Source organism: Lysinibacillus sp. NPDC096382 (genome assembly GCF_044762845.1).
Classification (GTDB): domain Bacteria; phylum Bacillota; class Bacilli; order Bacillales_A; family Planococcaceae; genus Lysinibacillus.
In genome coordinates, this window is record NZ_JBIWFC010000020.1 from 1 (window position 1) to 26,638 (window position 26,638).

General features: G+C 36.5%; 23 protein-coding genes, 3 pseudogenes and 1 riboswitch. Of the genes and pseudogenes, 20 read left to right on the forward strand and 6 right to left on the reverse strand.

The features are described from left to right. Window positions 1-176: 176 nt before the first annotated feature. From ACIQZA_RS20975 to ACIQZA_RS20985, 3 genes are read right to left on the reverse strand one after another with little or no spacing between them, the layout of a single operon-like run. Window positions 177-1,418 carry an AAA family ATPase gene (locus ACIQZA_RS20975; protein ID WP_400936518.1) on the reverse strand — a complete coding sequence of 414 codons (1,242 nt, stop codon included), beginning with the start codon at window positions 1,416-1,418 and terminating at the stop codon, window positions 177-179. After that, window positions 1,411-2,313: a tetratricopeptide repeat protein gene (locus ACIQZA_RS20980; RefSeq protein WP_400936520.1), complete on the reverse strand. Its 903-nt coding sequence runs from the start codon at window positions 2,311-2,313 to the stop codon at window positions 1,411-1,413. The genes ACIQZA_RS20975 and ACIQZA_RS20980 overlap by 8 nt, the downstream gene beginning before the upstream one ends. A 15-nt stretch (window positions 2,314-2,328) precedes the next feature. After that, entirely contained in the window at window positions 2,329-2,778 is a 450-nt protein-coding gene (locus ACIQZA_RS20985) for a hypothetical protein (RefSeq protein ID WP_400936522.1), read from the reverse strand. A 651-nt stretch (window positions 2,779-3,429) separates the two neighbouring features. Between ACIQZA_RS20985 and ACIQZA_RS20990 the strand changes: the two genes are divergently transcribed. Both ACIQZA_RS20990 and ACIQZA_RS20995 read left to right on the forward strand, forming a co-directional pair. After that, entirely contained in the window at window positions 3,430-6,291 is a 2,862-nt protein-coding gene (locus tag ACIQZA_RS20990; RefSeq protein WP_400936524.1) for a hypothetical protein, read from the forward strand. A gap of 993 nt (window positions 6,292-7,284) precedes the next feature. Further along, the gene (locus ACIQZA_RS20995) at window positions 7,285-8,253 is read left to right on the forward strand and encodes a glutaminase (RefSeq protein ID WP_400936526.1); all 969 of its coding nucleotides are present in this window, start codon (window positions 7,285-7,287) and stop codon (window positions 8,251-8,253) included. Between the two features lie 79 nt (window positions 8,254-8,332). On the opposite strand, the gene ACIQZA_RS21000 is transcribed toward ACIQZA_RS20995, so the two are convergent. Together ACIQZA_RS21000 and ACIQZA_RS21005 are read right to left on the reverse strand one after the other, a co-directional pair. Further along, complete coding sequence (locus ACIQZA_RS21000) at window positions 8,333-9,670, reverse strand: amino acid permease (RefSeq protein WP_402883703.1); 1,338 nt, start codon at window positions 9,668-9,670, stop codon at window positions 8,333-8,335. Window positions 9,671-9,834: 164 nt separating this feature from the next. Next, window positions 9,835-9,911: riboswitch (glycine riboswitch) on the reverse strand. A 621-nt stretch (window positions 9,912-10,532) separates the two neighbouring features. Further along, the gene (locus ACIQZA_RS21005) at window positions 10,533-10,922 is read right to left on the reverse strand and encodes a rhodanese-like domain-containing protein (protein ID WP_400936849.1); all 390 of its coding nucleotides are present in this window, start codon (window positions 10,920-10,922) and stop codon (window positions 10,533-10,535) included. Window positions 10,923-11,513: 591 nt separating this feature from the next. On the opposite strand from ACIQZA_RS21005, the gene ACIQZA_RS21010 reads away from it, so the two are divergent. The 9 genes and pseudogenes from ACIQZA_RS21010 (at window position 11,514) to ACIQZA_RS21050 (ending at window position 19,739) form a co-directional block, all read left to right on the forward strand. After that, window positions 11,514-12,344 (forward strand): lipoate--protein ligase family protein, encoded by an 831-nt coding sequence (locus ACIQZA_RS21010; RefSeq protein WP_185903368.1) that lies wholly within the window; start codon window positions 11,514-11,516, stop codon window positions 12,342-12,344. A gap of 201 nt (window positions 12,345-12,545) precedes the next feature. After that, window positions 12,546-13,334 (forward strand): annotated as a pseudogene (locus tag ACIQZA_RS21015) (ribonucleotide reductase N-terminal alpha domain-containing protein); the annotation flags it as partial. A 208-nt stretch (window positions 13,335-13,542) separates the two neighbouring features. Further along, window positions 13,543-14,394: a helix-turn-helix domain-containing protein gene (locus tag ACIQZA_RS21020; protein ID WP_402883704.1), complete on the forward strand. Its 852-nt coding sequence runs from the start codon at window positions 13,543-13,545 to the stop codon at window positions 14,392-14,394. Window positions 14,395-14,470: 76 nt separating this feature from the next. Then, a pseudogene (locus tag ACIQZA_RS21025) lies at window positions 14,471-15,124 on the forward strand (vitamin B12-dependent ribonucleotide reductase); the annotation flags it as partial. Between the two features lie 198 nt (window positions 15,125-15,322). Then, a complete protein-coding gene (locus ACIQZA_RS21030; protein WP_400936533.1) occupies window positions 15,323-16,258 on the forward strand; it encodes a restriction endonuclease in 936 nt (311 codons plus the stop codon). 61 nt (window positions 16,259-16,319) lie between these two features. Next, window positions 16,320-17,447, forward strand: a pseudogene (locus tag ACIQZA_RS21035) (ribonucleoside-diphosphate reductase); the annotation flags it as partial. A 121-nt stretch (window positions 17,448-17,568) separates the two neighbouring features. Next, the gene (locus ACIQZA_RS21040) at window positions 17,569-18,231 is read left to right on the forward strand and encodes a hypothetical protein (protein WP_402883706.1); all 663 of its coding nucleotides are present in this window, start codon (window positions 17,569-17,571) and stop codon (window positions 18,229-18,231) included. Between the two features lie 57 nt (window positions 18,232-18,288). Further along, a complete protein-coding gene (locus ACIQZA_RS21045) occupies window positions 18,289-18,642 on the forward strand; it encodes a hypothetical protein (protein WP_400936539.1) in 354 nt (117 codons plus the stop codon). 188 nt (window positions 18,643-18,830) lie between these two features. After that, window positions 18,831-19,739, forward strand: coding sequence for an NAD(P)H-dependent flavin oxidoreductase (locus ACIQZA_RS21050; RefSeq protein WP_402883707.1), 909 nt, complete (start codon window positions 18,831-18,833; stop codon window positions 19,737-19,739). Between the two features lie 168 nt (window positions 19,740-19,907). Here the strand turns inward: ACIQZA_RS21050 and ACIQZA_RS21055 are convergent, their stop codons facing one another. After that, window positions 19,908-20,840: a DUF1385 domain-containing protein gene (locus tag ACIQZA_RS21055; RefSeq protein WP_402883709.1), complete on the reverse strand. Its 933-nt coding sequence runs from the start codon at window positions 20,838-20,840 to the stop codon at window positions 19,908-19,910. 169 nt (window positions 20,841-21,009) lie between these two features. On the opposite strand from ACIQZA_RS21055, the gene ACIQZA_RS21060 reads away from it, so the two are divergent. The 9 genes from ACIQZA_RS21060 (at window position 21,010) to ACIQZA_RS21100 (ending at window position 26,611) form a co-directional block, all read left to right on the forward strand. Continuing rightward, window positions 21,010-21,435: a hypothetical protein gene (locus tag ACIQZA_RS21060; protein WP_402883711.1), complete on the forward strand. Its 426-nt coding sequence runs from the start codon at window positions 21,010-21,012 to the stop codon at window positions 21,433-21,435. A gap of 60 nt (window positions 21,436-21,495) precedes the next feature. Continuing rightward, on the forward strand, window positions 21,496-21,930 hold the full coding sequence (gene aroQ, locus ACIQZA_RS21065) for a type II 3-dehydroquinate dehydratase (protein ID WP_402883712.1): 435 nt from the start codon (window positions 21,496-21,498) through the stop codon (window positions 21,928-21,930). Window positions 21,931-21,932: 2 nt separating this feature from the next. Further along, window positions 21,933-22,994, forward strand: a complete 1,062-nt coding sequence (locus ACIQZA_RS21070) for a M24 family metallopeptidase (protein WP_402883713.1) — start codon at window positions 21,933-21,935, stop codon at window positions 22,992-22,994. A 17-nt stretch (window positions 22,995-23,011) separates the two neighbouring features. Next, window positions 23,012-23,569, forward strand: a complete 558-nt coding sequence (gene efp, locus ACIQZA_RS21075; protein WP_142507186.1) for an elongation factor P — start codon at window positions 23,012-23,014, stop codon at window positions 23,567-23,569. 238 nt (window positions 23,570-23,807) lie between these two features. Beyond that, the gene (locus ACIQZA_RS21080; protein WP_402883714.1) at window positions 23,808-24,815 is read left to right on the forward strand and encodes an NAD(P)H-dependent flavin oxidoreductase; all 1,008 of its coding nucleotides are present in this window, start codon (window positions 23,808-23,810) and stop codon (window positions 24,813-24,815) included. 134 nt (window positions 24,816-24,949) lie between these two features. After that, window positions 24,950-25,159 (forward strand): hypothetical protein, encoded by a 210-nt coding sequence (locus tag ACIQZA_RS21085; protein WP_012295089.1) that lies wholly within the window; start codon window positions 24,950-24,952, stop codon window positions 25,157-25,159. A 5-nt stretch (window positions 25,160-25,164) separates the two neighbouring features. Beyond that, entirely contained in the window at window positions 25,165-25,542 is a 378-nt protein-coding gene (locus ACIQZA_RS21090) for a hypothetical protein (RefSeq protein ID WP_248716406.1), read from the forward strand. A 12-nt stretch (window positions 25,543-25,554) separates the two neighbouring features. Beyond that, the gene (locus ACIQZA_RS21095) at window positions 25,555-26,466 is read left to right on the forward strand and encodes a stage III sporulation protein AE (protein ID WP_402883716.1); all 912 of its coding nucleotides are present in this window, start codon (window positions 25,555-25,557) and stop codon (window positions 26,464-26,466) included. Between the two features lies 1 nt (window position 26,467). Then, window positions 26,468-26,611 (forward strand): hypothetical protein, encoded by a 144-nt coding sequence (locus tag ACIQZA_RS21100; RefSeq protein ID WP_166672062.1) that lies wholly within the window; start codon window positions 26,468-26,470, stop codon window positions 26,609-26,611. Window positions 26,612-26,638: the final 27 nt, after the last annotated feature.

The window sequence follows — 26,638 nt, forward strand, 5'->3', positions numbered from 1 at the left end:
GAGTCACAGTGCCAAATGAAAAAAGCGAGGTATTCAACGATTAAATCGTTGAATACCTCGCAATGTGAAAAGATATAGACTTTTTCAGTGCCCTCTAGATAAACAGATTTTATTTTTTAATCTGTCTACCTAATGGGGAGCATATCATAGTTGAGATGTCTTTTTGATTTTATTCATTATATGCGTTTAGCGTGAACACGAAGATACTTTTCGACATCATTGTAAAGTCCTGATTGATTTGCGTATTTCACATAGTTTTTGGCAGTCCGTAACCATTCTAATGTAGATGGCTGTATCTCTTCTAAAACGTGTAATAAATCATTAGTTGTGATAGGACGTTCATCACCAGTAGCTAAAATTTCAGCAAGTACATTTTCAGTAGCTAATTCAATCGTATTTTCAATGTCTGCACCTGAGAAAAACTCAGTTTGAGCAGCTAGTGTTTCGACATCTATTTCTTCAGCATATCTTCCTGCTAGCTTCAATTTAAAAATTTGCTCTCTCGCTTTTTTATCTGGTGGAGCGACAAAGATGAGACGATCGAATCGACCAGGGCGCTTTAAGGCACTATCGATATCCCAAGGGGTATTTGTAGCAGCCATAATAAGTACTTCATCTGTGCTTGTATCAATTCCCTCTAACTCTGTAAGGAATGTGTCGATGATTCCTCGAGTATATTCAGAAGCTTTAGACCGACTCATACCAATCGTGTCTACTTCATCAAAAAACATAATACTTGGCTTTTGAAAACGTGCTTTATCAAAAGCCGCTTTTAAATTTTGTTCACTTTCACCAATATAGCGATTTAATATGTCTGTAATATGAACAGGATAGAAATTAGCCTTACATTCACCAGCGGTTGCCTTGGCAATAAATGTTTTTCCACAACCAGGGGGACCATAGAGCAGTACACCGCCGCCTACTTTTTTTCGAAACTTAGCAAATAGACCTTTGTTATAAAATGGGCTAATAATACGTAAAGTAATGGTCTTTTTTAAGTCATCAAGCCCAGCAACATCCGTAAAAGTGATTTGTTCCTTACCTTTTTTTACTGTTTTAGGGGCTTTACCATCAATAATTTTTAACCTAGGTGTAAAATCTATTATTTGATCCGACTCGGTTTCTTCACTTTTGTCTTCTCTTTCAAGCAATGCTTCTGCTGAAGCGGCAATGTCTTCAGTAGTCTCAATCATTTCATCTGACTTCGTTTGCTGAATTTGCAAACTCGTTTTTGTTAATTCATTTATGATTTCCATACGTAGTGTATCATCTGTACAGAGAGAAATGCCTGTTGAATACGATTGTATAGCTTCTAGCCAACGATCGTTTTCAGCAAGCTCTTTTCCAAGCCAGTAATGTGCTTGAGGGTCAGTTGGGCTTTGTTCCACCATTTGCTGTAACCATTTAATTTTATCCATATCTATAACCCCTTATTTTTCTTAGTCCCTTTGCCAATGGAACTGATATCCATGTATAAAGTGCAAGGATTACATAGCATTTTAAAAACAGCATGGCTATACTATCAAACCCTAGTGCTAGTAATAAAAAGGTTAGCCCAATCCCTACAAGCCAAATGATAGATGGACCCCCTAAACGCTCTATAAAACGATTAGGCGCTAGCAGAGGGTGGGTTGTAATTTCCATCTCTTCTAATAGAGCTAGTAATGTTTGATCCTCAGGATTTAAAAGAAAGGCTTGTCTGTAATATTCTTTCGCTTCTTTTTCGTTATTTCGGAAGGAGGCATTTATTCCGAGGTGCAGCAATTTTGCCACTTCACTATCTGCTGAATTCATATATTGTTCTAATGCAAGGATTTGTTGTTCTTTACTTCCATGTACACCTTGTAAAATAAAGTTTCTCCGTAATACATATGAATTGTCCGGATCTAATTCTAATGCTTTATTGATTAATAACTTTGATTTATCACGATATCCTGTTTGTTTCATTAAAACAGCATAGCCTGCATGTGTTTCTGCATTATTTGGATTTAAGCGAAGTGATTCAAGAAAGGCTTCTTCTGCTTCTTGCCATCGCTCGGTCTCCATGTATAGATGGCCGAGAAAATAAAATATGATTTCCTCATCGAATCCCAATCTCATCGCTTCATGAAATTGTTCTTCAGCCTCACCAAATTCGTTTATTGCATAGTTACTGTAGGCTAACATATACCAAAGCCGGCTATTTTCACTATTGTCATGTAATTCCTCATTAATAAGCTCAATAACTTGGGGATATTTACCTATATTAAAATAATGCTCGATAACTTCAAAGGATGGTTTTTCATATTCATCATATTCTTCAAATTCACTCAAAATATATCTCCTTTCCTATAGTGCTAGTAAGAATAACGTAACCAAAGCATCGATTAAGCCAGAGAAGATGATTGCGATAAATCCTGGCTTCCATAATGATTCAGCACCACCATCTACTGCTAAATGTTCTTTATACGGCTTGTCTAAAAATGCGAAGAAAATGAAAAAACAGGCAACCCCAAATAGTCGACCAATAAATTTAATATATTTTTCATCTATGGGGATGAGTTGTTGACCAATTGCGTAAACGACTGCAAGCTTCGCAATAATAAGTACAATACTAATAATCGTTAACAACTGTATGTGTTTTTTCTCAATTTTTAGCCATTTAGCGTTTTGTATACCTAGTATGGTAATGGCAAAAATACCACCAAATGTAGCAACAAAAAATAGATTACCAATCTCATAGCTTCTTGTCCTGTCTACTTCATTGTTTGTTAAACTAGGTTCATATAGATTTTCCATAATTCCATCAAGCTCCTGTTTCCTATTAATATGGTCCATCATCAAAAGTTGTGGTTGAGCTTTTATTAAAACGTCTACTATGTTAATAGTTGCTTGGAGTAGAGACTGGGCGACTCCTCGGGGATCAGCGATAGAGGAACGAAGGCTAAAAGCATCACATCCTGTGATAACGCCTTCGTGACCAACATCGTGTTGGCCCGAGACCCTGCAGCGCAGCGGATGTTTTCTGTGCGAAAGCGTAGTTTTAAACGTAGCGGCAGCACCAAAAGCGGCTCATCGGACGCCCCCAGGAAGCTCTGCTCTGCGCGAAAGCGAAGCGTCAGCGGCAAAGCGCCCAGTCGGAACGGAAATCAACTACATGTTTTGGTGATGATCCATTAATATCCTGATAATAGTTGTATTATACATATATATCTTTAAACTGGAAACACCTTCTTTACAGGATTGTCATGCTCCTTCATTCTCATTACAAAAATACTTGCTATATTGTTCGGGTTAATTTTTTGAATCAAATTCTATAATCAAAAAAATATTATTTTTGTTATTGAAATAGGGAGAAAATGCACGTTTTAGAATTATTCAATAAAATGAAGAGAATTATTAAAAATGTAACCGATATAATTCAATAGATGATAGAGGAGGTATGTAAATTTGAATAAAAAATTATTTTTGACAGCAGCAGCTATCCCGGTAGCTCTTATTGTACCAACAGTTGCAGGAGCGGCAGCCAATACAGTTTCCGTCACAGGAAATAATATAGTAAATGAAACGTTAAAAGCTTCTATTGAAAACTTACCAGCAAATTCAATTGTTAATGGTTATCAGTGGTATTATGTAGATGGTTCTAACGATTCAACGAAAAAACCAATCTCTGGTGCTACAACTGCGTCATTTACAATACCAGTTGAAGCGGCAGGCAAAGCAGTTTTCGTGGAAGCGACTACAACAAATGGCGATAAGTATAAGAGTGAACCCCGTTCGATTAATGACCTCAAACTTTCAATAACTGCTCCAAGAATTGATAGTAGTTCAAATTATGCAGTACCAGGTGAATTGGTACAAGTCGCAGGTGCAATTGTAACCGATGATGCCGGAGCAAAGTTACAAAGCAGTCAGATTACATATAGCTATCAATGGTTTTATAAAGTTGGTGAATCCTTCACAATTATTGATGGAGCAACTAACGACACATACAGAATTCCTAAAGATGCTTTAGAAAAAGGCATGAAAGATATCATTGTTAAAGTAAAGGCAAAGGTAGGATCTTCTTTCGTGGAATCTGATGTTTCTGCTGTGAGGTCAGTATCGAATGAACCTTCTGATTCAATGGTTGAAGACATTAAAACTTTACTAATAAATGACAACAAATATAATATGACAAGTCTAGAATCTTTTAAGTCAGCTGTCACGGCATTGGAAAGTAAATATCAGGCACTATCAACTGCAGCAAAGGCGAATGTAACAAATTATGATGTATTAAAGAGAGCAGCTGCAGATGTTGAGTTAATTAGCAAGTTAAATGAGAAAGTAGATAAGGTAAAAGAGGTTAATGAAAAAGACCTACCAAAATATTTAAAAGAAATTGATGAGGCCTATGATAAGTTTGATTTATTACAACGTAGCTTAGATCTAAATGATGCGCTATACAATAGCATTAAAAACATTTTGAAAGATCCGGCAGATATCGAAGAATTTAAAGAAGTTAGAAGAATCAATCAGACAATTGTAGCATTATTAACATATGAAAATTCCTTTGCGAAGTATGTACCTACTAGCTTAGAATCTTTACAAGCGGCAGTTGAAACAATTGAAAAGGATAGAGCAAAATTATCTCAAAATTACCGAGCAACTGTTCAAAATCAAACAATTTTAAGTGATGCTAAAGCGGATATTAAAAAGATTGAACAATTTATTAAACTTTTCGATAAGCTGTCAGAAAAAGATTCACCTAGCAAACAGGTGACTACAGCAAAATCAATACGTACGTCTTATGAAAAGTTAACTTATAAACAACTTCAACTTGTACCAGCAAAATATATGCATACATTACTTCTAGCAGAAAACGCGGAAAACAATCAAATAGACAAATTAAATAGTGAGATCGACAGTTATGTAGGCGATGTGGTTGATAGTTACCCAATTGATCCGTCAGTAACTACTTGGCAAAGTCATGTTAATAATGTAAACCGTATTATCAATGAATATAAGGGCTTAACGAAAAATTCAGCGGCTAAAATTGTCGGATATGATAGCATTGTAACCTTGCAAAAAGATTTTAAAGCAGCTGAAAAAGTTGTTAAGGATATGGACGCCTATCAAAAACTTTCAGTAACGCCAGGTGTAGCTGAAAGTAAGTTAAAAACGAACTACACGAATGTATTGAACGCTTATAATAAGTTAACTAGTCTACAACAATCACTTGTTTATAATGCAAATGATTTTTTATTAAATACACCAACTATTACAGTTAATACAAATGGTAAGGAACCTGCTGATAAAGCTGCTGCATTGGCTTTAAAGGCTGATGTGGATAAGCTTGCTGATGTAACGAAATATACATTTGTACAATTTGAATCTGCTGTTAATGCAGCAACAACAAAATATAAAAACCTATCTTCCGCTGGACGAAAGTATGTAACAAACTATTATTTATTAACAGCGGCTAGTAAAGATCTTTCTGGTGTGAAATCATTCCATAAAAAAGTGCAAACCGCAAGAGAAGAAACGGATGCTACGAAACAAGCGAAAAAAATTCAAACAGTACAAACTGCTTATGCAAAACTACCTGCAAATCAACAGTTTCTTGCAAAACAGCAATATGAAGATTTGCTCAATAATCGTTTAGAAGATGGCAATGCACCAGATATCACTAAATTAAATAATGAAATTGCAAAAATTGTCTCAAATGATACGTATACAGTTTCAATGGAAAAAATTAATGAGCTTTCAAAGCAATATAATAAGCTAAGCTCTAGCGATAAAAAACGTATTACGAATGCTTCCATCTTAACAACGGCAGTTTCTGATGTAAAAAAAGTTGAATCATTTATGAAGACGTATGAAAAATCATTTAATAGTAACCCAACTACTGTCATCAAAGCTTTTGCTAAGCTTACATCAAAACAAATGAGTTTAGTAAGTCCAGAAATAAGACAATCTATTATTGATCAAGATAAAAATCAACAACAGTCTAATGAAATTGCTTTGAAATTAGTGGAATCCATTAATTCATTGCTTGTAAATGGTGAATATATTGATGACTTGGAGACGAAAGTAAAAGAAATTCGTACAGCATATGATGGTCTTAGTGCTTCCGAAAAAAGCGTCGTGAAAAACTATTCTAAGCTAACTCAGGCCGAGAGTGATTTGAAAAAGGTAGCAGAGGTTCATGCTCTTTACGTGCCAGCTACAAACGATAATGCAGCAGCTCGTAAAGCTTGGCAAACTGCATACGGTAAGCTCTCGAAGAAATTAGAAATTTTATATAAGAAGATGTATGCAAACGATTTATAAAAATAGTTTAAACCAAAACCCCGGATAAGAAATTTATTCGGGGTTTAAATGTGTGTACCTGGAATGAGGATGTTGATATAAATTAAAAGTTGGGTGATAAAACGTAAAAGTTAATCGATAAAATTCAAAAATTGGTTGATAAAACGTGAAAGTTAATCGATAAAATTCAAAAATTGGGTGATAAAACATCAAAGTGTTCCGATGAAGTTGGATGACATTATGTTAAAAAGTATATGTGGATAAGTGATTGAAGAGAGGAAAATGGTTCAGGTAAAGCTTATATGGCGAAGGCTAGTATTTTCGATGATGTCGATTTCTATCTGTTATGACTTACACCTCTCTCGCAAACTATGCGGCTACTTTTAAGTTTACAGGGAAAAGTACACATGCAGCAGCTGCACCACATCTGGGAAGAAGTGTATGAGAAGCTGTTGAGTTAATGAATGGTAGGGTAAACTATTTACGTGAGCATATCATGCCAAAAGCGCGCGTGCATTATGCGGTACAACCATAGGAGGATCGTCTCCAAATGTCGTGCAACCATATGAAAAGGTGACAGAGCGCTTAAAAAACATCAAGTATAAAATTTATCAAAAATATAAGGCGCAATGACTGAAACATCGTTAGAAATCGCCTTTGTGAGGGCAGCGTCATATTTTATTCCAAATAAAACACTGTATGATGCGATGCAAAAACAAATACTTGATTGAGAAATGCAAACTTATGAAATAGACTGCTGTTGATTAAATTGAAATCCAGCACATATTGAAGAAGAAGGAACGTCTGAATGAGGAGACTTATGATTTGCTGATTCCAGAAGGCTAAGTATACAAAACTTTAAAAAGTATTTAAAAAGTTATACCAAATAGAGTCTTCGTAGGGTAAACTATGGAGACTCTGTTTTTGCCTATTATTAAGTTTTTTCTTAGTAAAGTGTATTTATTGAGTAGTTATGGCGTAAAAATGCCGTTTTTTTTGAAAGGAGATCACAAAATGCCGACAGATCATATCAATCATCATAATCACCTTGCGGCAGAATGGGTGAAACAGTTTCGTCCTTATACGAAAGAGGGACAATGCGCAAGCTATATTCCCGCTTTAGCGGAAAAAGAGCCAAATCAATTAGCGATTTCGATTATCGGTACTAATAATGAGGAAATGAAAGCTGGAGACACAACTGAACTATTTACGCTACAAAGTGTTTCAAAAGTCATTACATTTATATTAGCGTGTATGGAACGGGGATTACCTTATGTTTTAGAACGAGTAGATGTTGAACCTACAGGTGACACCTTCAATTCCATTATTCGACTAGAAAGCCATCAGCCTGGAAAACCTTTTAATCCAATGATTAATGCAGGAGCGATTACAGTATCCTCTATGCTTGACGGTAGTTCTCCACAAGAGAAGGTTTCGAAAATCCTTCAATTTTTAGAACAAATCGTTGGCAAGGAATTAAAGGTTAATGAAGAGGTCTATCAATCTGAGTGGCAAACTGCCAATCGAAACCGTTCATTAGCCTATTATTTAATGGATTCTGGCTTTTTAGACTGTCCTGTAGAAGAAGCATTAGAGGTTTATTTGAAACAATGTGCTATTGAAGTAAATGTTTCAGATTTAGCGATGATTGGTTTAGTCATTGCCAATGATGGTTATCATCCTTTATTAAAAACACAGCTATTTCCTAAACAAGTAGCAAAATTAGCGAAGGCGTTGATGGTTACTTGCGGGATGTATAATGCTTCTGGTAAATTTGCAGCATTTATCGGGTTACCTGCAAAAAGTGGTGTCTCTGGAGCAATTTTAGCGGCAGTGCCAAGTCACGCGGGCTTAGATTCACCTTTTCCTACTGGCTGTGGTATTGGCATTTACGGACCAGCAATTGATGACATCGGGAACAGTGTAGCTGGAGTGCATTTACTAAAGCATATTGCTACCGAGTGGAATATGAATATTTTTTAATCCATTCAAAAAGATGACTTCATAAATGGAGTCATCTTTTTTATGATGTTGATTATATTGTTAATTTGCAATGAAAAAATTACTTTCTTTTCATTTTATAAATAATCATTAGTAGAATAAACCAAATTGGTGTTAATAGTAATGCGGTACGTGTTGCCTCTGAAATGAACATGACTACTAATAAAAATGCAAAGAAGGCAAGTACTAAATAGTTCACGAACGGAGTAAAAGGTGCCTTGAAAATCGATGCTTCATGAAGTGCGCGATTTTTACGTTTATAAATGATATGAGAGATTAATATAATACTCCACACCCATATAAAGCAAATAGCACTAATCGTTGTCACAACACTAAAGGCATTTTCAGGCATTAATTTACTTAGTAATGCACCAGCGGAAACTACAATTGCAGAAACAACGAGTGCGTTACTTGGCACACTGTTTTTATTGAGCTTTGCAAACTTTGGCGAAGCTTGCTTGTTGTTTCCAAGATTAAAAAGCATGCGGCTAGTAGAAAATAAACCACTATTACCTGCTGAAGCAGCAGATGTAAGAACGACAAAATTAATAATACCTGCAGCAATTGGAATACCAGCTAGTGTAAATACTTGTACAAATGGGCTACTTGATGCAGACATTTCATACCAAGGATTAATGCATAAAATAACAAATAACGCTCCTACGTAGAATAATAAAATGCGTAATGGAATTTTATTAATGGCAGAAGGAATATTTTTTTTAGGGTTGGCCGTTTCTGCAGCAGAAACTCCTACTAATTCGACACCAACAAAGGCGAAAACAACCATTTGGAATGCCATTAGGAAACCGTATAGGCCGTTCGGGAATAACCCGCCATTTGTCCAAAGATTTTCAACTGTCACTGTGCCAGAGCTTGTTTGAAAGCCTGTAAATAACATGATTAGGCCAATAACAATCAGTGCCACAATGGTGATGACTTTTATAAGGGCAAACCAAAATTCTAGTTCGCCAAATAGTTTTACAGTTAACAAATTCAAAATTAGTAACAGTACTAAACATCCGATTGCAGGCACCCATTGAGGTATATCAAACCAATAATGTGTATAAACGCCGACTGCAATAATATCTGCCATAGCGGTCATGATCCAGCAGAACCAGTATGTCCAGCCAGTGATGTAACCTGCCCAAGGACCTATGTATTCGGATGCAAAATCGGTAAATGATGTATAGCCAGTATTCGATAATAATAATTCACCTAATGCCCGCATAACAAAAAATAAGGCGGTTCCGACAATGAGATAGGCAAAGATGATGGAAGGTCCCGCTAAAGCAATGGCTTTACCTGAACCTAAAAATAAACCAGTACCGATTGTTCCACCGATCGCTATGAGCTGCACATGGCGATTTTTTAATTCACGTTTTAATTGTTGTTGTTCCACGTTGATCCCCCTCAAAGATACGTAAAAACTATGACTGGAAAATAAAAAAGAGACTAGTAATGACACTAGTCTCGTAAACGACAGAATAACAAATACCGATTACGGATGTTGTATGTAAATACAGAAAAACATTCGTATGGTATAGCTTTCGTGTTGAAAGTTAATATTACTCCTCTGTCCTTTTGCCTGAGATAGTGAACCCTTCGGCGACGCAAAATGCGCTCTCTCCAGAACTGCTCCTGCTATAGTGTTATCCATAGCATTCATAGCTTATATTGTATGTCTGTATGACATTATTTTAAGATATTATAAATCCTATCAGTGCCTAGTTAATTATTCAAGGGTAAATTTCAAACATTTTCAGAAAAAAAGAAGAATGGAGTTCATCTAGGTAAATACTTTACGAAAAATAGTATTTTTAGACATACGTTAATTTAAGGATACTATTTAATTCGTAGTATAAAGTGGCGCATCTACGAAAATTATGAATGACATTTTATAAGTCGATTGGAGAGGAGACTAAAGCGACTTCTTGAGGATTAGCGGGTCATCGGACGCCCCTAGGAAAGCGCTGAGTCGGAACGAAAAAATCAACCACATGTTGATGATGGGAATGTGAATGTAATGAGTATATTACCTCACGTTGTTTTATCCTTTTCTGTAGAACTAACTTGTCAGACGTTAAACAATATATATAATATAGTAGAAACTCAGAATTTTTTGCAAAAAGAAACCATCTCATAGTCATCTGAGATGGTTTACATTTTGTTTAAAACAAAATTGATATAGGTAAATACAAATAAATTTACTTTGTTTCATGAGTAGATGTATTTATATTAGTCACTAATGTCTTATTGATTTGTTAATTTTGTTTTTTGGACTTTACTTTACCTGTCCAAGTACGGAAGCCGCCTTGAAGTTGGTAAATTTGGTTGTAGCCACGTTTTTTAAGAAATAGAGCAGCACGTGAGCTACGGCCTGTATTTTGACAGTATAAATATACTGGTAAATCTGGGCGAATTTCTTTGTGACGTTGACGTAGAGTAGTCGAAGGAACATTGCGTGCACCAAGGATGTGACCAGCATCAAATTCTTTTTGTTCACGTACGTCAATAAGCTGTGCTTTACGATAGCCTTCAATAAATTGTTCTTGTGTTAGGTTTGTTACGGCTTTTTTTAGTCGTAGGGCATTAATGCCGATATAAGCAATTACAACTACTAAAATAACACCGATTGTGATAAGTATGTTCAACAAAATTTCTTACCCCTTTCTATCTTCTTTATTATTATAAAAGATGCGCTAGCGATAGTCCAATGAGTTTGATAAAATAAATTACATTGTGGCTAGAATTAATCTATCTAAATTTCTGGATGTTATTAGTGGAATCATCCCACTACATTCATAGACTAGGGTGGACGATTACTTCAATAAAAAATAGAACTAAACGCAGAGTGTCAAAATTTTGAGAAGTATTGTTTTTTAATCATCACCTAGAGTAGGATGACATTTGTTAAAACGTATGCCATATTCAGGTTGATTGGAGTGAAGGCAGGGGGACTCCTTGAGGATCATAGCGTCACAGATGAGATCCTACAGCGAAGCGGATGTTTTCTGTGCTGAAGCGAAGCGACAGCAACAAATGTTTTAACTGTGCGAAAGCGAAGCGGCAGCAACAAATGTTTTAACTGTGCGAAAGCGAAGCGGCAGCAACAAATGTTTTAACTGTGCGAAAGCGAAGCGGCAGCAACAAAGCGACCAGCCGGAACGCCCACGTTATGGTGATGAGACTTATTTTTGTACACGTTGCTAATGTTCAATTAAATATTTGTAGGAGATGAAAATATGACAACTTGGTATTTTCTAAATTCAGGGAAATGTAGCCCTTCTTTTAATATGGCGTTAGATGAAGCATTACTTGATTGGCATAGTGAAGGTTTAATTCCACCAGTCATTCGTTTTTATGAGTGGGAGCCAGCAACACTTTCGATTGGCTATTTTCAGCAAGCAAACAGAGATATTAATCTAGAAGCGGTACGAGAACAAGGACTAGGCTTTGTTCGTCGTCCAACAGGTGGTAGAGCTGTTTTACATGAACATGAATTGACATATAGCGTCATTGTATCAGAAAGCTATCCAAATATGCCTGAAACAGTGACAGAGGCATATAGAGTGTTAAGTGAAGGTATATTGCAAGGTTTTCATAATCTAGGTATGGATGCTTATTTTAGTGTACCTGATACAGAAGAACAAAGAGCAGACTTAAAGAAACCAAAAAGCGCAGTTTGCTTTGATGCGCCAAGTTGGTATGAGCTTGTCGTGGAAGGTAAAAAAGTAGCTGGTAGTGCACAAACACGTCAAAAAGGTGTTATTTTACAGCATGGAGCTATTTTACTTGATTTAGATCAAGAAAAATTATTGTCTGTCTTCAATTTTTCAAGTGAAGAGGCGAAGGACCGTATGCGTAGAAAGATGCCAGAGAAGGCTGTTGCTATCAATAACCTTGTTAAAGAACCAGTGACGATAGAACAATGTGTGACAGCATTTAGAGATGGTTTTGCAAAATCGTTGCAAATTGATTTAAAACCATTTACACTTTCTGAGGAGCAATTAGAATATGTACATGCACTAGAAGAAAAAAAATATGCATGTGATGATTGGAACTTCAAAAAATAAAAAATGGTATAAGAAAAATATTTTTTTATCGTTCAATCCTTGTAATAACAAGCAGTTCGGGTTCTATTCGAAATTGCAAGAGTTGAATTGAAAAACTATATATAGTATCTTAATTAAAGAAATATACACAATATGTAGTGTTTAGCGACACATGATATTGTGTATTTATTTTGTAAGGTAGAGAATAAGGGAGGCAAAACGATGGTACTCACAAATCATCAACCCGAAGTAAACAAATTTAAACAGTTAAACAAAGACATTGAACAATTTCCACAGGTTCATCCTGTAACACCTGATATGCACATTACGCATAAAGGTGTATCAAGACTTGTAATGATCGATCGCTATTCGTTTAAGGATACGGAGAAGAAAACGTTAAAAGCCGGTGATTTTGTCGTATTAACAGTGAAGTCAGATCCGAAATTCCCTGCACGTGGTTTAGGGACAATCCAAAAGCTTGATATGTCTACGAAAACAGCAGAAATTTTGATTGAGGAAGATTACCGTAGTGCTTTAGATGATCCGAAAGAGCAAGAGACGGGTGTGATTACACGTTCAATTGACGTGCTAGAAAAGCCTCTTGAAATATTTTATGAACAAATCGCAAAACGAAATGCAACAGGACTTGCTGCTGTTGAAAAAACACCAGAGAAACGCCAAGAATGGTTTGAGAAGTTTTATGAGCAGTTAGTATCATTAAAATTCATTCCAGCTGGACGAGTTATTTATGGAGCAGGATCTGAAACAGATGTAACGTTCTTCAACTGTTACGTAATGCCATTTGTAGCAGATTCACGTGAAGGTATCAGTGATCATCGTAAGCAAGTAATGGAAATTATGAGCCGCGGTGGTGGTGTAGGGACGAATGGTTCGACATTGCGTCCACGTAACACTTTAGCACGTGGTGTAAATGGTAAATCATCTGGTTCCGTTTCATGGTTAGATGATATTGCGAAGCTGACTCATCTTGTCGAACAAGGTGGTTCCCGTTAACCGAAAACGGCGGGATTAAAATCTCGTGAATTGCTGGAACACCCTGAGAGCTTTTCTTGCTACAACGTAAACTGTGAAGTTAGGCGTGAATGCTTGAAAAAAGAAAAGATTGGGCAATCAGCAGCGAAGCATCTATGGAAACGTAGTTGAACGTTCAACGACTATTGAACCTTCCTAAACTTTGAACCACATCGGAGGTGGAAGCATGGAAGAAGTAAATCGTAATGTACGGAGACGTCCTTACGAGGCGCGAGACAAAGAACGATTGATTAAAAGAATTATTGAGTTGCATGAAAATGGTATGAGCCAAGTTGATATTGCAAAAACACTTAACATTGGAAGAGGAACAATCTTTAGATGGAATAAAGAGCTAGATCTTTTTAAAGCAAGAAAGCCTGGTCAAGCAGGAAAGCTGAAAAATAAGAAGTATCATTATGATGAACACTATTTTAAAAATATTGATACTGCAAATAAGGCTTATTTAGTAGGTTATATTACAGGTGATGGTACTATAAATGATCGTGGTAAATCGAAGCGGATTATTTTATCACTTGCTGAACAGGACCGGCAACTACTTGAAGATATCGCAAAAGAATTATCTATGCAAGAAGCGATTAAATTCCGTCAACGCTATGCACCGAATGAACAAAACAAATACTCTTTAACAATTAATTCAACAGAAATGTGCAATGATTTAATGAGGTTGGGTATTACACCTCGAAAAACAGGTTTTGAAAGTTGGATTGATTTTAAAAATGAGGATTTGCAATGGGCTTATTTAAGAGGGTTTTTTGATGCAGATGGCCATTTTTCCAAGCGTGGGAGAATAGGATTTACAGGTAATTGTCAAATGCTTTTATCATTACTCCAATTTTTGCATAATCAACAACTAGCTTTAACCATCCATAAAGTTTACCCAAAACAAGGATGCGTTGACTTATTCATTTATCGAAAAGCTGATGTGTTAAAGATTGTTCGAAAGTTATACGGTCATGGTTCCTTACAACTCAATAGAAAATATGAAAAAATCAAATCCTTCTTTGATGATATAGTCTGATCTTATGTGAAAGCATAAGAATGTGGCAGAAATGACCACATCGGAAAAGTATTTTAAAATATTTTTTTGTAACAAAAAGCGTGGGGCACAAATGATTATGCTGGCAGATTGGCATCCTGATATCGTGGAATTTATTATTTCAAAAATGCAAAATCCACGTATTCTACGATACCTAATCGAAAATACAACGGATAAAACAATTATTCGTCTAGCAAAAGAAAAATTAAACTTTAAGCCTCTTTCATTCCAAGAGGAAGCGATGTATCAAGGTATTGTTAACTATAAAGGTATCGAAGGCTTAGGTGGTTTTGATACGGCTATTATTCGTGAAGCGGAAAACAAACTGCGTGATGGTGGTACTTATACGGTTCACAATCCAGAGTTTTTAACTGGTGCAAATATTTCTGTAACATTAACAAAAGAATTTATGCAAGCTGTAGAAAATGACGCTGACTTTGAGCTTCGTTTCCCAGCTGTTGAAGAATATACAAAAGAAGAGATGGCTATTTACAACAGCGAATGGCATAAAGTTGGCGATGTGCGTGAATGGGAGAAAATGGGCTATAAAGTACGCACTTACCGTACTATTAAAGCGAAGGAATTATGGAATTTAATTAACGTTTGTGCAACATACTCTGCAGAGCCAGGTATTTTCTTCATCGACAACGCTAATGACATGACTAATGCAAAAGCTTATGGTCAAAGCGTTGTAGCAACAAACCCGTGTGGTGGACTTCGCCTCACGTTAAAAATTGCGGGATAAAGCGGGAAAGCTGAGATGCTAATCCGAACCGAAGGCTAAAGGTAAAACTTCAGTCAGGGGCAACGCATACCCGGTGATCCTACTTAGTAGACTATAACCCGGGCACGAGACCGCAACATTACACATAACATTAGACTGGCCTAATTAGAGAAAGGCTGTGATCAAATGAACAGAGGTTATGCAGGTTTTTATAAATCATATTATTTAAGAAGTTCATATGAGTATGCATATGCCAAATTTCTAGATTATCATTCAATTTCTTGGGGCTATGAAGACAAAGTATTTAATATTGGATTCAAATTTTATAAACCTGATTTTTTCTTCTATAATGATAACGGTGATATCATAAAGATTGTTGAAATTAAGTCTCGCGATATTACGGCGAAAGAAAAAGCTCTAGAAGCTTTAAAGGTTATTGAAACAACTTATGATATTAATTGCGAATTAATTTCTTATGAAGATTTGCTCGAAATGTATAAACTTGTACCATTTTCGTTAACTTCAACGATAACAGAATGGATAGAATCAAAAAATACAACAATAAACAAAGCTAATTATGGCAAGTTAAATGCTCATTTCAATCAACAACATAATGAGCATACTAAAAAAATAATTGGACAACATACAAAGCGATTGTGGGAATCTAATAGTCCGGCGAAAGCAAGAATGATTGAAGGTTTAAGAAAATCTGGCTTGGCTCAAAAGGGTAAGCAAAAGAAACCTAGGGAACAAAGAATCTGTAAAACTTGTGGGAGCAAGTTTGAAGTTATTGTTTCTTCATCCAAATGGTTTTGTACTCAATCATGCGCTGGAAGTTCAAATATTCAAGTTGCCACACAAACTTATGTTGAAAAGCGAGCAAAAGTTCATCAAGAAATTAAACAGACTGTAATTAAATGGGCAATCGACAATCAGAAAATTATTACTGCAACCCCCTTTAATCAAATAAAATCAACTCTCCAACCATTAATTGAAAGCATTTATCAAGAATTTGGAGTTAAAGATTTTAGAGTGATTTCGAAATCAATCTTTGGGGAAGATAGAGGAAGAAAAGAACTACTTAGGTTTATGAAAAAAATGTGTAATGAAAATGTATGCTGAGCTTACAGGAATTGAACTGTAAGAACTAGAGGATAAAAAGCCTTTAGGATAACAATAATTGGAACAACCACTTGCACCATATTCTGTGTGTAACTTAGCAGCTGTGAACTTAGCGCAGTTTGCAAATAAAGAAGATCAAACAATTGATTACGAAGCACTACGTGAAACAGTTCGTGTTGGTGTTCGTATGCAAGATAATGTTATTGATGCTACACCATACTTCTTAGAAGAAAACCGTGTACAAGCTCTAGGAGAGCGTCGTGTTGGCTTGGGCGTAATGGGCTTAGCGGACTTACTCATTTATTGTGAGAAAGAATATGGTTCAGAAGCTGGTAATGAGCTAGTCGATGAAATCTTTAAAACGATTGCTGAAACTGCGTATGAGGCGTCAACAGAGCTTGCAAAAGAACGCGGTAGCTTCCCATTCCTTGTAGGAGCAACAGAGGAAGAGACAGCACGTTTACGTAAAGCATTTACTGAAACAGGCTTCATGCAAAAAATGCCTGCACATATTAAAGAGCAAATTTTAGCAACTGGTATTCGCAACTCGCATTTACTAACAGTAGCTCCAACTGGTTCTACTGGTACGATGGTTGGCGTGGCAACTGGTCTTGAGCCATACTTCTCGTTCACATATTACCGCTCAGGTCGTCTAGGTAAATTCATCGAGGTAAAAGCAGAGATCGTACAAGAATATTTAGAACGTCATCCAGAAGTGAGTGAAAACGAACTTCCTGAATGGTTTGTGACGGCGATGGAGTTAAAACCAGAGGCGCATGCTGATGTACAATGTATCATCCAAAAATGGATTGATTCATCCATTTCAAAAACGGTAAACGCACCAAAAGGTTATACAGTACAGCAAGTTGAAAAAGTGTACGAGCGCTTATATAAAGGTGGCGCTAAAGGTGGTACGGTCTATGTAGATGGTAGCCGTGATTCACAAGTACTGACACTAAAAGCTGAAGAAAATGATATGGATCAACTATCATTCGAGGAAGAATTAGTAGAAGTACCAACGAAGCGTCCTGTTGTATTAGTAGATACGATTCAAGCGTTAGAATCGACAACAGTTATCGGTTCGGATGTAGGGAATACTTGCCCTGTATGCCGTAAAGGAACTGTAGAGGAAATCGGTGGCTGTAATACATGTACAAACTGTGCTGCACAGTTAAAATGTGGCCTATAAAATAATGAAAAAGTGTCTATCTCGTCAAAAAGACGGATAGGCACTTTTTTTATCTTCATTTATTTATCAAAAAATTAAATTTAGGAGGAATTAACTTGAAAAAATCTTATTCAGTACACTATTGTTACTTTCACTAGTTTTAGTAGCATTTTCTCCTTTAAAGGCTTTTGCGTCAACTGACGTAATAGCAGAGCCGACATTAGGTGAAACTACTGATATAGTTCCTTTTGCCAAAACTAATGCAGTTGCTGGTTTAACTATTTATGCTAGTTCAGACGCAGATAATGGGAGCTCGATTCCAAGTACCTCTGGACATGCATGGATAACAGTATCTAATTATAAATCAACTTCAATCAGTGTCGGCAAGCTTAGTGGTATAGCGCAATATAAATTAATATCTGTAGGGACATGGGGAAATAAATCTGAACATACTGGTTTATGGTATGGATTAGAATCAAAATTTGTTTCTCAAGGAGCTTATTCAAATCGAGTATCTTTGAGTATGGATTTAACACAGGCTCAATTAGATACAATAAATTCAAAAATAATTAATGGAGATTCTTGGTCAACATTAAACAACTGCTCTAGCTTTGCTGTAGATGTATGGAATTCAGTTTCTTCTGTTAAACTAAGTGCAGGCTCAACAATAAAAACTCCTACAACTTTGGGAGATAGTATCAAGAGTAAAACAGGATATGTGAGTGGACTAGGTTTTACACATACGTATAAAGTCTATTATGCAAATGGGACAGGATCACCCTCACAAAGTACTCAGTGGAATTAAGTCTCTATTAAACTATAATAACAATTATAAATTTAGGGAAATCGAGGTGGGGATTGTATGAAAAAGGGCTTAATAATTACCTTAATAATAATTATTTTAGCTGTAGGAGGTATAGCCATGATTTTTTTTACGACAACGGTATCACCTGAAAGTATTGCAATAAGTGAAGTTAATATAGGAGATGAGAAAATTTTAATTAAAGGAAGTATTGCTGAAAGTGGTTCCTCTTATTCTGGTGAAAAAATATGGGAAAAAGATGGTGTAATCTATATTAATATTAAGTCTAAGTTGATAAATTTCGGTAACTCTCTTGATAATTTCAATATTTCACTAGAAAAGAGAGATTATGGGGATTTTTCAGAAGTAGTTTTAATAAAAGATGATAACAAAAGAACAATATGGTCAAAATAATTAATTGAGTTAATTTCATAATTTTAATCCCTTAAAATATCAAGGGTTCTAAAATAAGCGACCAAACTAAAACCATATTTTTTAATGAGGGGGATGCCCTAAGTTGTGGGGGCAAACAAAAAATTTGAATTTTTTAGTAGGATTTTCAGGAACTCTCTCGAAATATTTAAGTATAAGGGGGAGAGTGTATGTCTAGTTTACCAATTATAGTAGCTCCGATGTTTTTAGTTTCTAACCCTAAGATGGTTATTGAAGCTAGTAGAGCAGGGGCTATCGGTTCATTTCCATTATTAAATGCAAGACCCGCTTCAGCATGTGCTGAGTGGCTAGAAGAAATAAAAAAGGCGCTACCTACTGAGCAATGGGCAGTCAACTTTATATGTCACCCTGTAGCGAATCCGCGTTTTGAGGAAGATTTACAGTTAATTGAACAATTCCAGCCACCAATTGTCATTACTTCATTAGGTAATCCTAAGAGAGTTATAGAAATTGTTCACGGCTATGGAGGAAAGGTCTATGCAGATGTTGCGAACGTTAAACATGCCGAAAAATCTGCGGCAACAGGTGTAGACGGACTAATTCTTGTTTGTGCAGGTGCTGGTGGGCATGGCGGGCAACTGAACCCATTTGGCTTTGTATCTGCGGTTAAGAAATTCTTTACGGGAACGATCATTTTATCAGGCTCCATCTCTAGCGGTGCAGACGTATTAGCCGCTCAAATAATGGGAGCAGACTTTGCCTATATGGGTACTCGTTTTTTAGCTTGTGATGAAGGAAATGCGCCTGAGGAGTACAAAAATATGGTGATTGACAGTGATACCTCTGATATTTTATATACCGACGCCTTTAGCGGTGTCCATGTAAATGTGTTAATTCCATCCTTATTAAAGGAAGGCATTGATCCTGCAACATTGAAGCCGAGAGAGGACATTGATTTAACACATCTAGTAAATGTCAAGGCATGGCGAGATATTTGGTCTGCCGGACATGGCATTACTAACATTGTCAAACGCGAGTCCGTTCGTGAAATACTTAAAACTTTGGAAGTAGAGTACGAGAAAGCAAAGCAGCAAATAATTGCTGTACAGTCATTATAAAAACTATAAAAAGGGGCAAGTCCAACTAAATATGGACTTGCCCCTTTAACTTTAAGTGGGTGTTCATTCATCCACCTAAATAGTGGAACTCTGTGGCTAAGTGACCAATATTAGCTGGCCTAAAGCCTCCGACAGATGTCGGAATTATGCCGAGGCATAATTGATTAATTAATCATGATTCAAAGTAGCGGCGATTTCTGGTTGCTGCTCAACTTGAAGCAGCATATTGAAGGAAGCGATAGCTACTTCTACTTGTTCATCCTTAGGCTCACGTGTTGTCAGTAATTGTAGCCATAAGCCTGGATAGCCAAGGAAGCGTAACACAGGAATATTACGGCATGCATTTGTCGCTTGAAGTACTTCAAATGATATACCAAGAACAACGGGAATTAAGAGAATACGGTCCAAAATGCGTAACCAAAGTGGATCAGTTGGTACGAAGAAATATAAAAACATGCCTACAAACACAGTGAACAGCATAAAACTACTACCGCAACGATAGTGTAAGCGTGATTGTGCTTGCACATTTTCCACTGTTATTGCCATACCAGCTTCATAGCAATTTATAACCTTATGTTCTGCACCGTGATATTGGAACACTCGTTTAATTAGCGGAGTTAAAGATATAAAATACAAATAGGTAAGTAGTAAAAATAGCTTAATGCCGCTTTCAAGTAAAATTTGACCGGTTTTGCCCTCTATCCATTTAGAGAAAAAATCTGCAATAAATACAGGAATTAATGTAAAGGCAAATTTACCAAATAAAAAGGAAAGGATACCTACAACTGCAACTCCTAAAATCATTTGAAGTCTCGAGCCTTCCTCTTTATGCTCTGCTTCTTCGCCAGGTGTAACGTCGTAACGGTCTCCTGAAAATTGCATATGGCGAGAGCCTAAACCGGCTGATTCAATCAGTGCGACAACGCCCCGTACCAATGGAATTTTTTTAAGCTTTTGTAAAATAGGGTTTTGAACTTTTTTAAAATGATAATAATCAATGGAATCATCGTTACGGCGAATAGCGGTAATCGTATGTTCCTTTCCTCCGAACATTACACCTTCTAACTGTGCTTGTCCCCCGTATACAGGTGAATTGCTCAAGGCTAACACCACTCTCTTTATATATTTCAACTGTACCATTGTACTAAATTTAGTGAAAAACCTCTAGAGTTACGCATAGTAAAATTTTTATATGGTTACACTAATCGTACAGTTTAGGAAATGATTAACGTTTGAACATATACTCGGGTACAAGTTAGGAGGATTTTACTTGAAAGTAGCTAGTATAACATCGCTCGTTAGCGCACTAGTTTTAGCATTGTGTTTAAAGGGACTTCAATACTTTCATCTTATTAAATGGAATCCAATAGGTTTTTATAAGAAGTGGGATATATTTGAAGGTAGCTCAAAACTATTTCAATGGAGCTTTCTCATCCTAGTCTTATTTTTGATTGGATTTTTATTATTTATTACATTGAGATATGTCTATATTATCCCAGCTGTGCTATCTTCTTTTTTGCTTGGTCTTTTTTTGTCCATGACATTAGAATGGATTGTTCTGGATTTGCCTTTACAATCTTCTTCCTTTAAAAAACTCTCGATCCCTTTCATAGTCATTGTTATTTGTCTATTACGTTTCTTGCTTGAAACTGCGAATTTTCATCAAAAGGAGCACACAGCACAAAAAGGAAATTAGTTGCTGTATGCGCCTTGTATGATAAAATAATGGCAAGTACATAGAAAGAGGCGAATATGCGTGAAGTTATTATGTTTGAATGGACCTAATTTAAATCGACTAGGTAAACGAGAGCCACATATTTATGGTTACGAAACATTAGAAGATGTGAAAAATAATATTCAGAATCTTGCGTCGTCTTTAGGTGCCACTGTCGAGTTTCGTCAATCTAATCACGAAGGGGTACTTGTTGATTGGGTACATGAAGCAGAGGACGAAAAATATGATGGTATAATCTTTAATCCCGGTGCATATACCCATACAAGCATTGCGTTACATGATGCAATTGCAGGGATTTCTGTGCCGGTTATAGAAGTACATATTTCAAATATCCATAAACGTGAGGCTTTCCGTCATCATTCTTATCTCGCTCCGGCATGCCTTGGTCAAATCAGTGGACTAGGTACGAAAGGCTATGAACTGGCACTACGCACATTTATTGAGAGGGAGAATTGATTATGATGAAATTACAAAAGCTTCGTAAGGCACTTCAGGAACAAAATATTGACGGCATTTTAATTACAAACGAGTACAATCGTCGTTATATGACTGGTTTTACAGGAACAGCGGGCGTAGCAATTGTGTCTCAAAATGATGCTGTGTTTATCACGGATTTTCGTTATACAGAGCAAGCAGCTGCGCAAGTACAGGACTTCCGAATTGTAAAGCATGAGACGACGATCATTGAAGAAATTGCAACACAAGTAAAAAATATGGGTATCAAATTATTGGGCTTTGAGAAAGATACTGTTAGCTATGGCACATATGAGCTGTATAAAAATAAAATTCAAGCTGATTTAGTGCCGATTTCTGGGCTAATTGAAAAAATTCGCTTGATTAAGACGCAACAAGAGATTAATATTATTAAGGTTGCGTGTGAAATTGCTGATCACGCATTTACACATATCTTAAACTTCATCAAGCCTGGTAAAACAGAGCTTGAAGTTTCGAATGAATTAGAATTTTTCATGCGTAAACAAGGAGCAACTCAATCCTCGTTTGATATAATTGTTGCGTCTGGTCTTCGCTCAGCTTTACCACATGGCGTTGCAACGAATAAAGTGATTGAAAAAGGCGACTTTGTCACATTAGACTATGGAGCATTGTACAATGGCTATATCTCGGATATTACACGTACTGTGGCAGTTGGCGAGCCATCTGAAAAATTAGTGGATATGTACAACGCAGTACTTGCTTCCCAGCTTTTAGCACTTGAAAAGGTTGGCCCTGGCTTCACAGGGATTCAAGCGGATGCGATTGCGCGTAACTACTTAACAGAAAAAGGATATGGCGCGGCATTTGGTCATTCATTAGGACACGGGATTGGTCTTGAAGTACATGAAGGCCCTGGCTTATCAATACGTTCAGAAGCGGTGCTAGAGCCAGGTATGGCCGTAACGATTGAACCAGGAGTTTATTTACCGGGAATCGGTGGTGTACGTATCGAGGACGATATTTTAATCACAGAGACAGGTAATGAACTGCTTACTCATTCGTCAAAAGAACTTATTATTTTATAAACTATGGAGGAACACAAATGATTTCAGTAAACGATTTCCGTACAGGCCTAACAATTATTGTAGATGGCCAATTATATCGCGTGTTAGATTTCCAACACGTTAAACCAGGTAAAGGTGCTGCGTTCGTACGCTCTAAATTACGTAACTTACGTAACGGTTCAGTAAATGAAAAAACTTTCCGTGCTGGTGAGAAAGTTGAAAAAGCACAAATCGATAACCGTAAAATGCAATACCTTTATGCACAAGGTGACGATCATGTTTTCATGGACTTAGAATCATATGAGCAAACTGAACTTTCTTCAGCTGCAATTGAATATGAATTGAAATTCCTAAAAGAAAACATGGAAGTTCATATTCAATCATACCAAAGTGAAATGCTAGGTGTTGAATTACCAAACACTGTTGAGCTAGAAGTAACAGAAACAGAGCCTGGTATCAAAGGTGATACAGCTTCTGGTGGTACAAAACCAGCAACTCTTGAAACTGGTCTTACTGTACAAGTGCCATTCTTCGTAAACCAAGGTGATAAGTTAATCATCAATACAGAAGAAGCTTCTTACGTTTCTCGTGCGTAATAAATAAAAGCATTCAGCCTACTCTTTTTTAACAAAAGGGTAGGTTTTTTTAACTTCTTTCAGCGGGTGTCCCAAACATCCTTTGAAATAGAGGAAGTCAGTCACAACGGAAATCAACCACACATTTTGGTGATGATCCAGAAAAATAGCAACCTCTTTGTATAAAAAGAGTTTTTATTATTTGATATGTGGTCATATTTGGAAAAGTTGTTTACAATAATAGTAAGGAGTGAATGCTATGTTACAAACAATTTTTGAGACCACGTCTCCAATAATACAGGCTCCAATGGCCGGTGTAACAACGCCAAAATTTGTTGCTGCCTGTGCAGAGGAAGGGATTTTAGGTTCTATTGGAGCAGGCTATTTAGATGGGAAGCAAACAAAAAGTTTTATTCAGGAAGTTAAAAAGCTAACGAAAAAGCCATTTGCTGTTAATTTATTTGTACAGGAAGAGCCGCGTATTGATATCGATGTACTTCAAAAAGCTCGAATGGCTTTACAACCGTTTTATGATGAGCTTGGACTTTCACCTGTACAAAGTGTTGTGTCCAAGGAAGTATTTGCAGAACAAGTACAAGCTGTTCTTGATGAAAATGTCGCCATTTGTTCCTTTACGTTTGGCATTCCTTCAGCAGAAGTTATTCATCGTTTAAAGGATAACAATGTTTATGTTATTGGTACAGCTACTACATTAGAGGAAGCAAAGCGTGTAGAACAAGCAGGGATGCAAGCTGTTGTCCTTCAGGGTGGTGAAGCTGGTGGTCATCGAGGTTCTTTCACTGAACCAATGCAATTAATTGATTTGCATGATTTACTGCAGCAAGTAGTAGGACAAATTGCCATACCGATTATTGCTGCTGGGGGCGTTGTCACAAAGGAAGATGTAAGTAAAGCACTAGCAAGGGGTGCCCAAGCGGTTCAAATTGGTACAGCCTTATTAGTAGCGGATGAATGTGAAATTTCACCTCTTTATAAAAATGCCTTGCTTGAATCGAAAGCGCAGCAGACGACAATTACTCGTGCTTTTTCTGGTAAACCAGCAAGAGGCTTAGCAAATGCTTTTACCGAACGTATGAAAGATGCTGTTGTAGCACCTTATCCATTGCAAAATGATTTAACTACTACTATTCGTAAAGAAAGTGCAAAACAGGGCAAAGCCGAATATTTATCGATGTGGATGGGTGAAAAGAGCTATTTAGTGAAACAACCCGGTACTGTGAAAAGCATTATTGCCAAGCTGCTGTAACTTCTTTCCGATTCCAGATGAAAATGCTGAGGCATCATTAATTTCATAAAAATACTAAGATCTCTATACGTATGTATGGAGGTCTTTTTTTGAGGGTAGCAACATATATTGCTGTACACGAGGGGGCGTATGAAATGGAATTACAAGACGTATTAAGAGTCGCTGGAGTGGGACTAGTAGTTGCGCTTCTTCATGTCTTCTTTGATCAAACAGGAAAAAAGGAATTTTCATTTTTCCTATTTTTCATTGCCTACTTATATATGACAGCGGAATTACTGCGATTTTTACGTCTATTTTTCAATGAAATTCTTACATTCTTTCAATGGCTAACCTCTTCCGGGTAGTGTAAATGGAAATTGTCATTGTTGCTGTTGTCATGCTGCTTTTATTATTGCTTATAAAAGAAGTCATAAAGCCACTCCATGCGCTGATTAGTGTAATGTTTTCGTTTTTGCTGTTTGGTATGTTGTTTTCTACACTCCTATTGCCATTCATCAAGCAATTGCTTGAGACATTAGCTTTTTTGCCATATGCAAAAGCAATTGTAGTAAGTGCTAGCCTTTTCTATGTAGGGCAATGGGTGTCTTTTTTACTTGTGGAACAAAGCTATAAAGTACTCGGGCATATTGTCTATGATGGGGTCAAGATTGTTATTTTGTTGTACTGGTTTAAGGAATTTTTGGCTGTTTTACAGGAGGTGTCGGCCATTTTACAACGGCTAAACTAAGGGGCGAAGACATTGCTAGAGCAAATAGTTTCGTTTTTAACTGATCCATTTTTTCTATTGCTGAAGATGACGCTTATTTTGTGTGGCTATGTCATTATTATTTTGATCGTAAATATGATTTTACCAGAATTTGAAAAAGGGACAAGGATACTTTTCTTTCTTATTGTACTGGCAACTATTGGACCAGTTGTTGTGAGTTCATTTAATTTAATAGACGAAATAGCACAGGGGCTTGCTCATATATTTACTGCATTTTATCCCATTCTAACTTCAAGTTTTCTTTTATCTAGCAGTATTACAGCGATTGCTTCTTGGCAGCCTTTTTTACTTTTCTTTGTACAAGTCTTAACGATTATTAGTAGTAAATGGCTTATTCCAGGAGTGCTTTTTGCCATTGTGTTTGATGTCTGCAGTGTCATTGTTAAAGAAATTTCGTTTACGAGAATTGCCGAATTGATTCGTTTTACCATAATGAGCATCGTCTCGGCATCTGTAATTTGTTACATCATTTTAATGTCTGCGAGTGGGGTGGCTGCATTTAGTGTCAGCGCAGCTGTTGCAGAGCCTGTGAAGAAATTAATAGAGGAAAATATTCCAGTTGTTGGTTCCTTTATAGTAGATAGTTTTTCGATGTTCCAGCATATGACACAATTTTCCTCTTCTATTACTAGTATTTCTGCTTTTATAGCGGTTATTACCGTGTCGTTCATTCCAACAGTTCAGCTTGTTATCAGCGCGTATTCATTGAAAATGTTAGCTGCTATTTTAGAACCAATTGCTTTTGATGATATTTGTAAACTACTTGATCATGTTAGTAAGTCTCTATTTACCTTATGTGCTGTATCATTTCTAATTGCTTTTTCATTTATGTTTTCTTGTTTATTCCTCATCGTTTTTGTGCAAGTTATGGCTGGGGGGAGATAGATTGATTCTTTTATTAGCGATGCTCTTTATCTGTCAGATATTTGTGTTTCTAACAGATGATAAAGAAATAATTTCACTTACAAAGCTTGTTATTACGTTAGTATTTTTGCAATTGCTATTAAAGATTCCATTTATCAATTCATAGGAGGAAACAAGCGTACATACACTTGAA

What these genes read in the sequence shown, in the direction of transcription:
- ACIQZA_RS20975 (WP_400936518.1), bottom strand. Translation starts at nt 1,418, where the DNA reads ATGGATAAAATTAAATGGTTACAGCAAATGGTGGAACAAAGCCCAACT.
- ACIQZA_RS20985 (WP_400936522.1), bottom strand. Translation starts at nt 2,778, where the DNA reads ATGGAAAATCTATATGAACCTAGTTTAACAAACAATGAAGTAGACAGG.
- ACIQZA_RS20995 (WP_400936526.1), top strand. Translation starts at nt 7,285, where the DNA reads ATGCCGACAGATCATATCAATCATCATAATCACCTTGCGGCAGAATGG.
- ACIQZA_RS21010 (WP_185903368.1), top strand. Translation starts at nt 11,514, where the DNA reads ATGACAACTTGGTATTTTCTAAATTCAGGGAAATGTAGCCCTTCTTTT.
- ACIQZA_RS21020 (WP_402883704.1), top strand. Translation starts at nt 13,543, where the DNA reads ATGGAAGAAGTAAATCGTAATGTACGGAGACGTCCTTACGAGGCGCGA.
- ACIQZA_RS21030 (WP_400936533.1), top strand. Translation starts at nt 15,323, where the DNA reads ATGAACAGAGGTTATGCAGGTTTTTATAAATCATATTATTTAAGAAGT.
- ACIQZA_RS21045 (WP_400936539.1), top strand. Translation starts at nt 18,289, where the DNA reads ATGAAAAAGGGCTTAATAATTACCTTAATAATAATTATTTTAGCTGTA.
- ACIQZA_RS21050 (WP_402883707.1), top strand. Translation starts at nt 18,831, where the DNA reads ATGTCTAGTTTACCAATTATAGTAGCTCCGATGTTTTTAGTTTCTAAC.
- ACIQZA_RS21070 (WP_402883713.1), top strand. Translation starts at nt 21,933, where the DNA reads ATGATGAAATTACAAAAGCTTCGTAAGGCACTTCAGGAACAAAATATT.
- efp (WP_142507186.1), top strand. Translation starts at nt 23,012, where the DNA reads ATGATTTCAGTAAACGATTTCCGTACAGGCCTAACAATTATTGTAGAT.
- ACIQZA_RS21080 (WP_402883714.1), top strand. Translation starts at nt 23,808, where the DNA reads ATGTTACAAACAATTTTTGAGACCACGTCTCCAATAATACAGGCTCCA.
- ACIQZA_RS21085 (WP_012295089.1), top strand. Translation starts at nt 24,950, where the DNA reads ATGGAATTACAAGACGTATTAAGAGTCGCTGGAGTGGGACTAGTAGTT.
- ACIQZA_RS21090 (WP_248716406.1), top strand. Translation starts at nt 25,165, where the DNA reads ATGGAAATTGTCATTGTTGCTGTTGTCATGCTGCTTTTATTATTGCTT.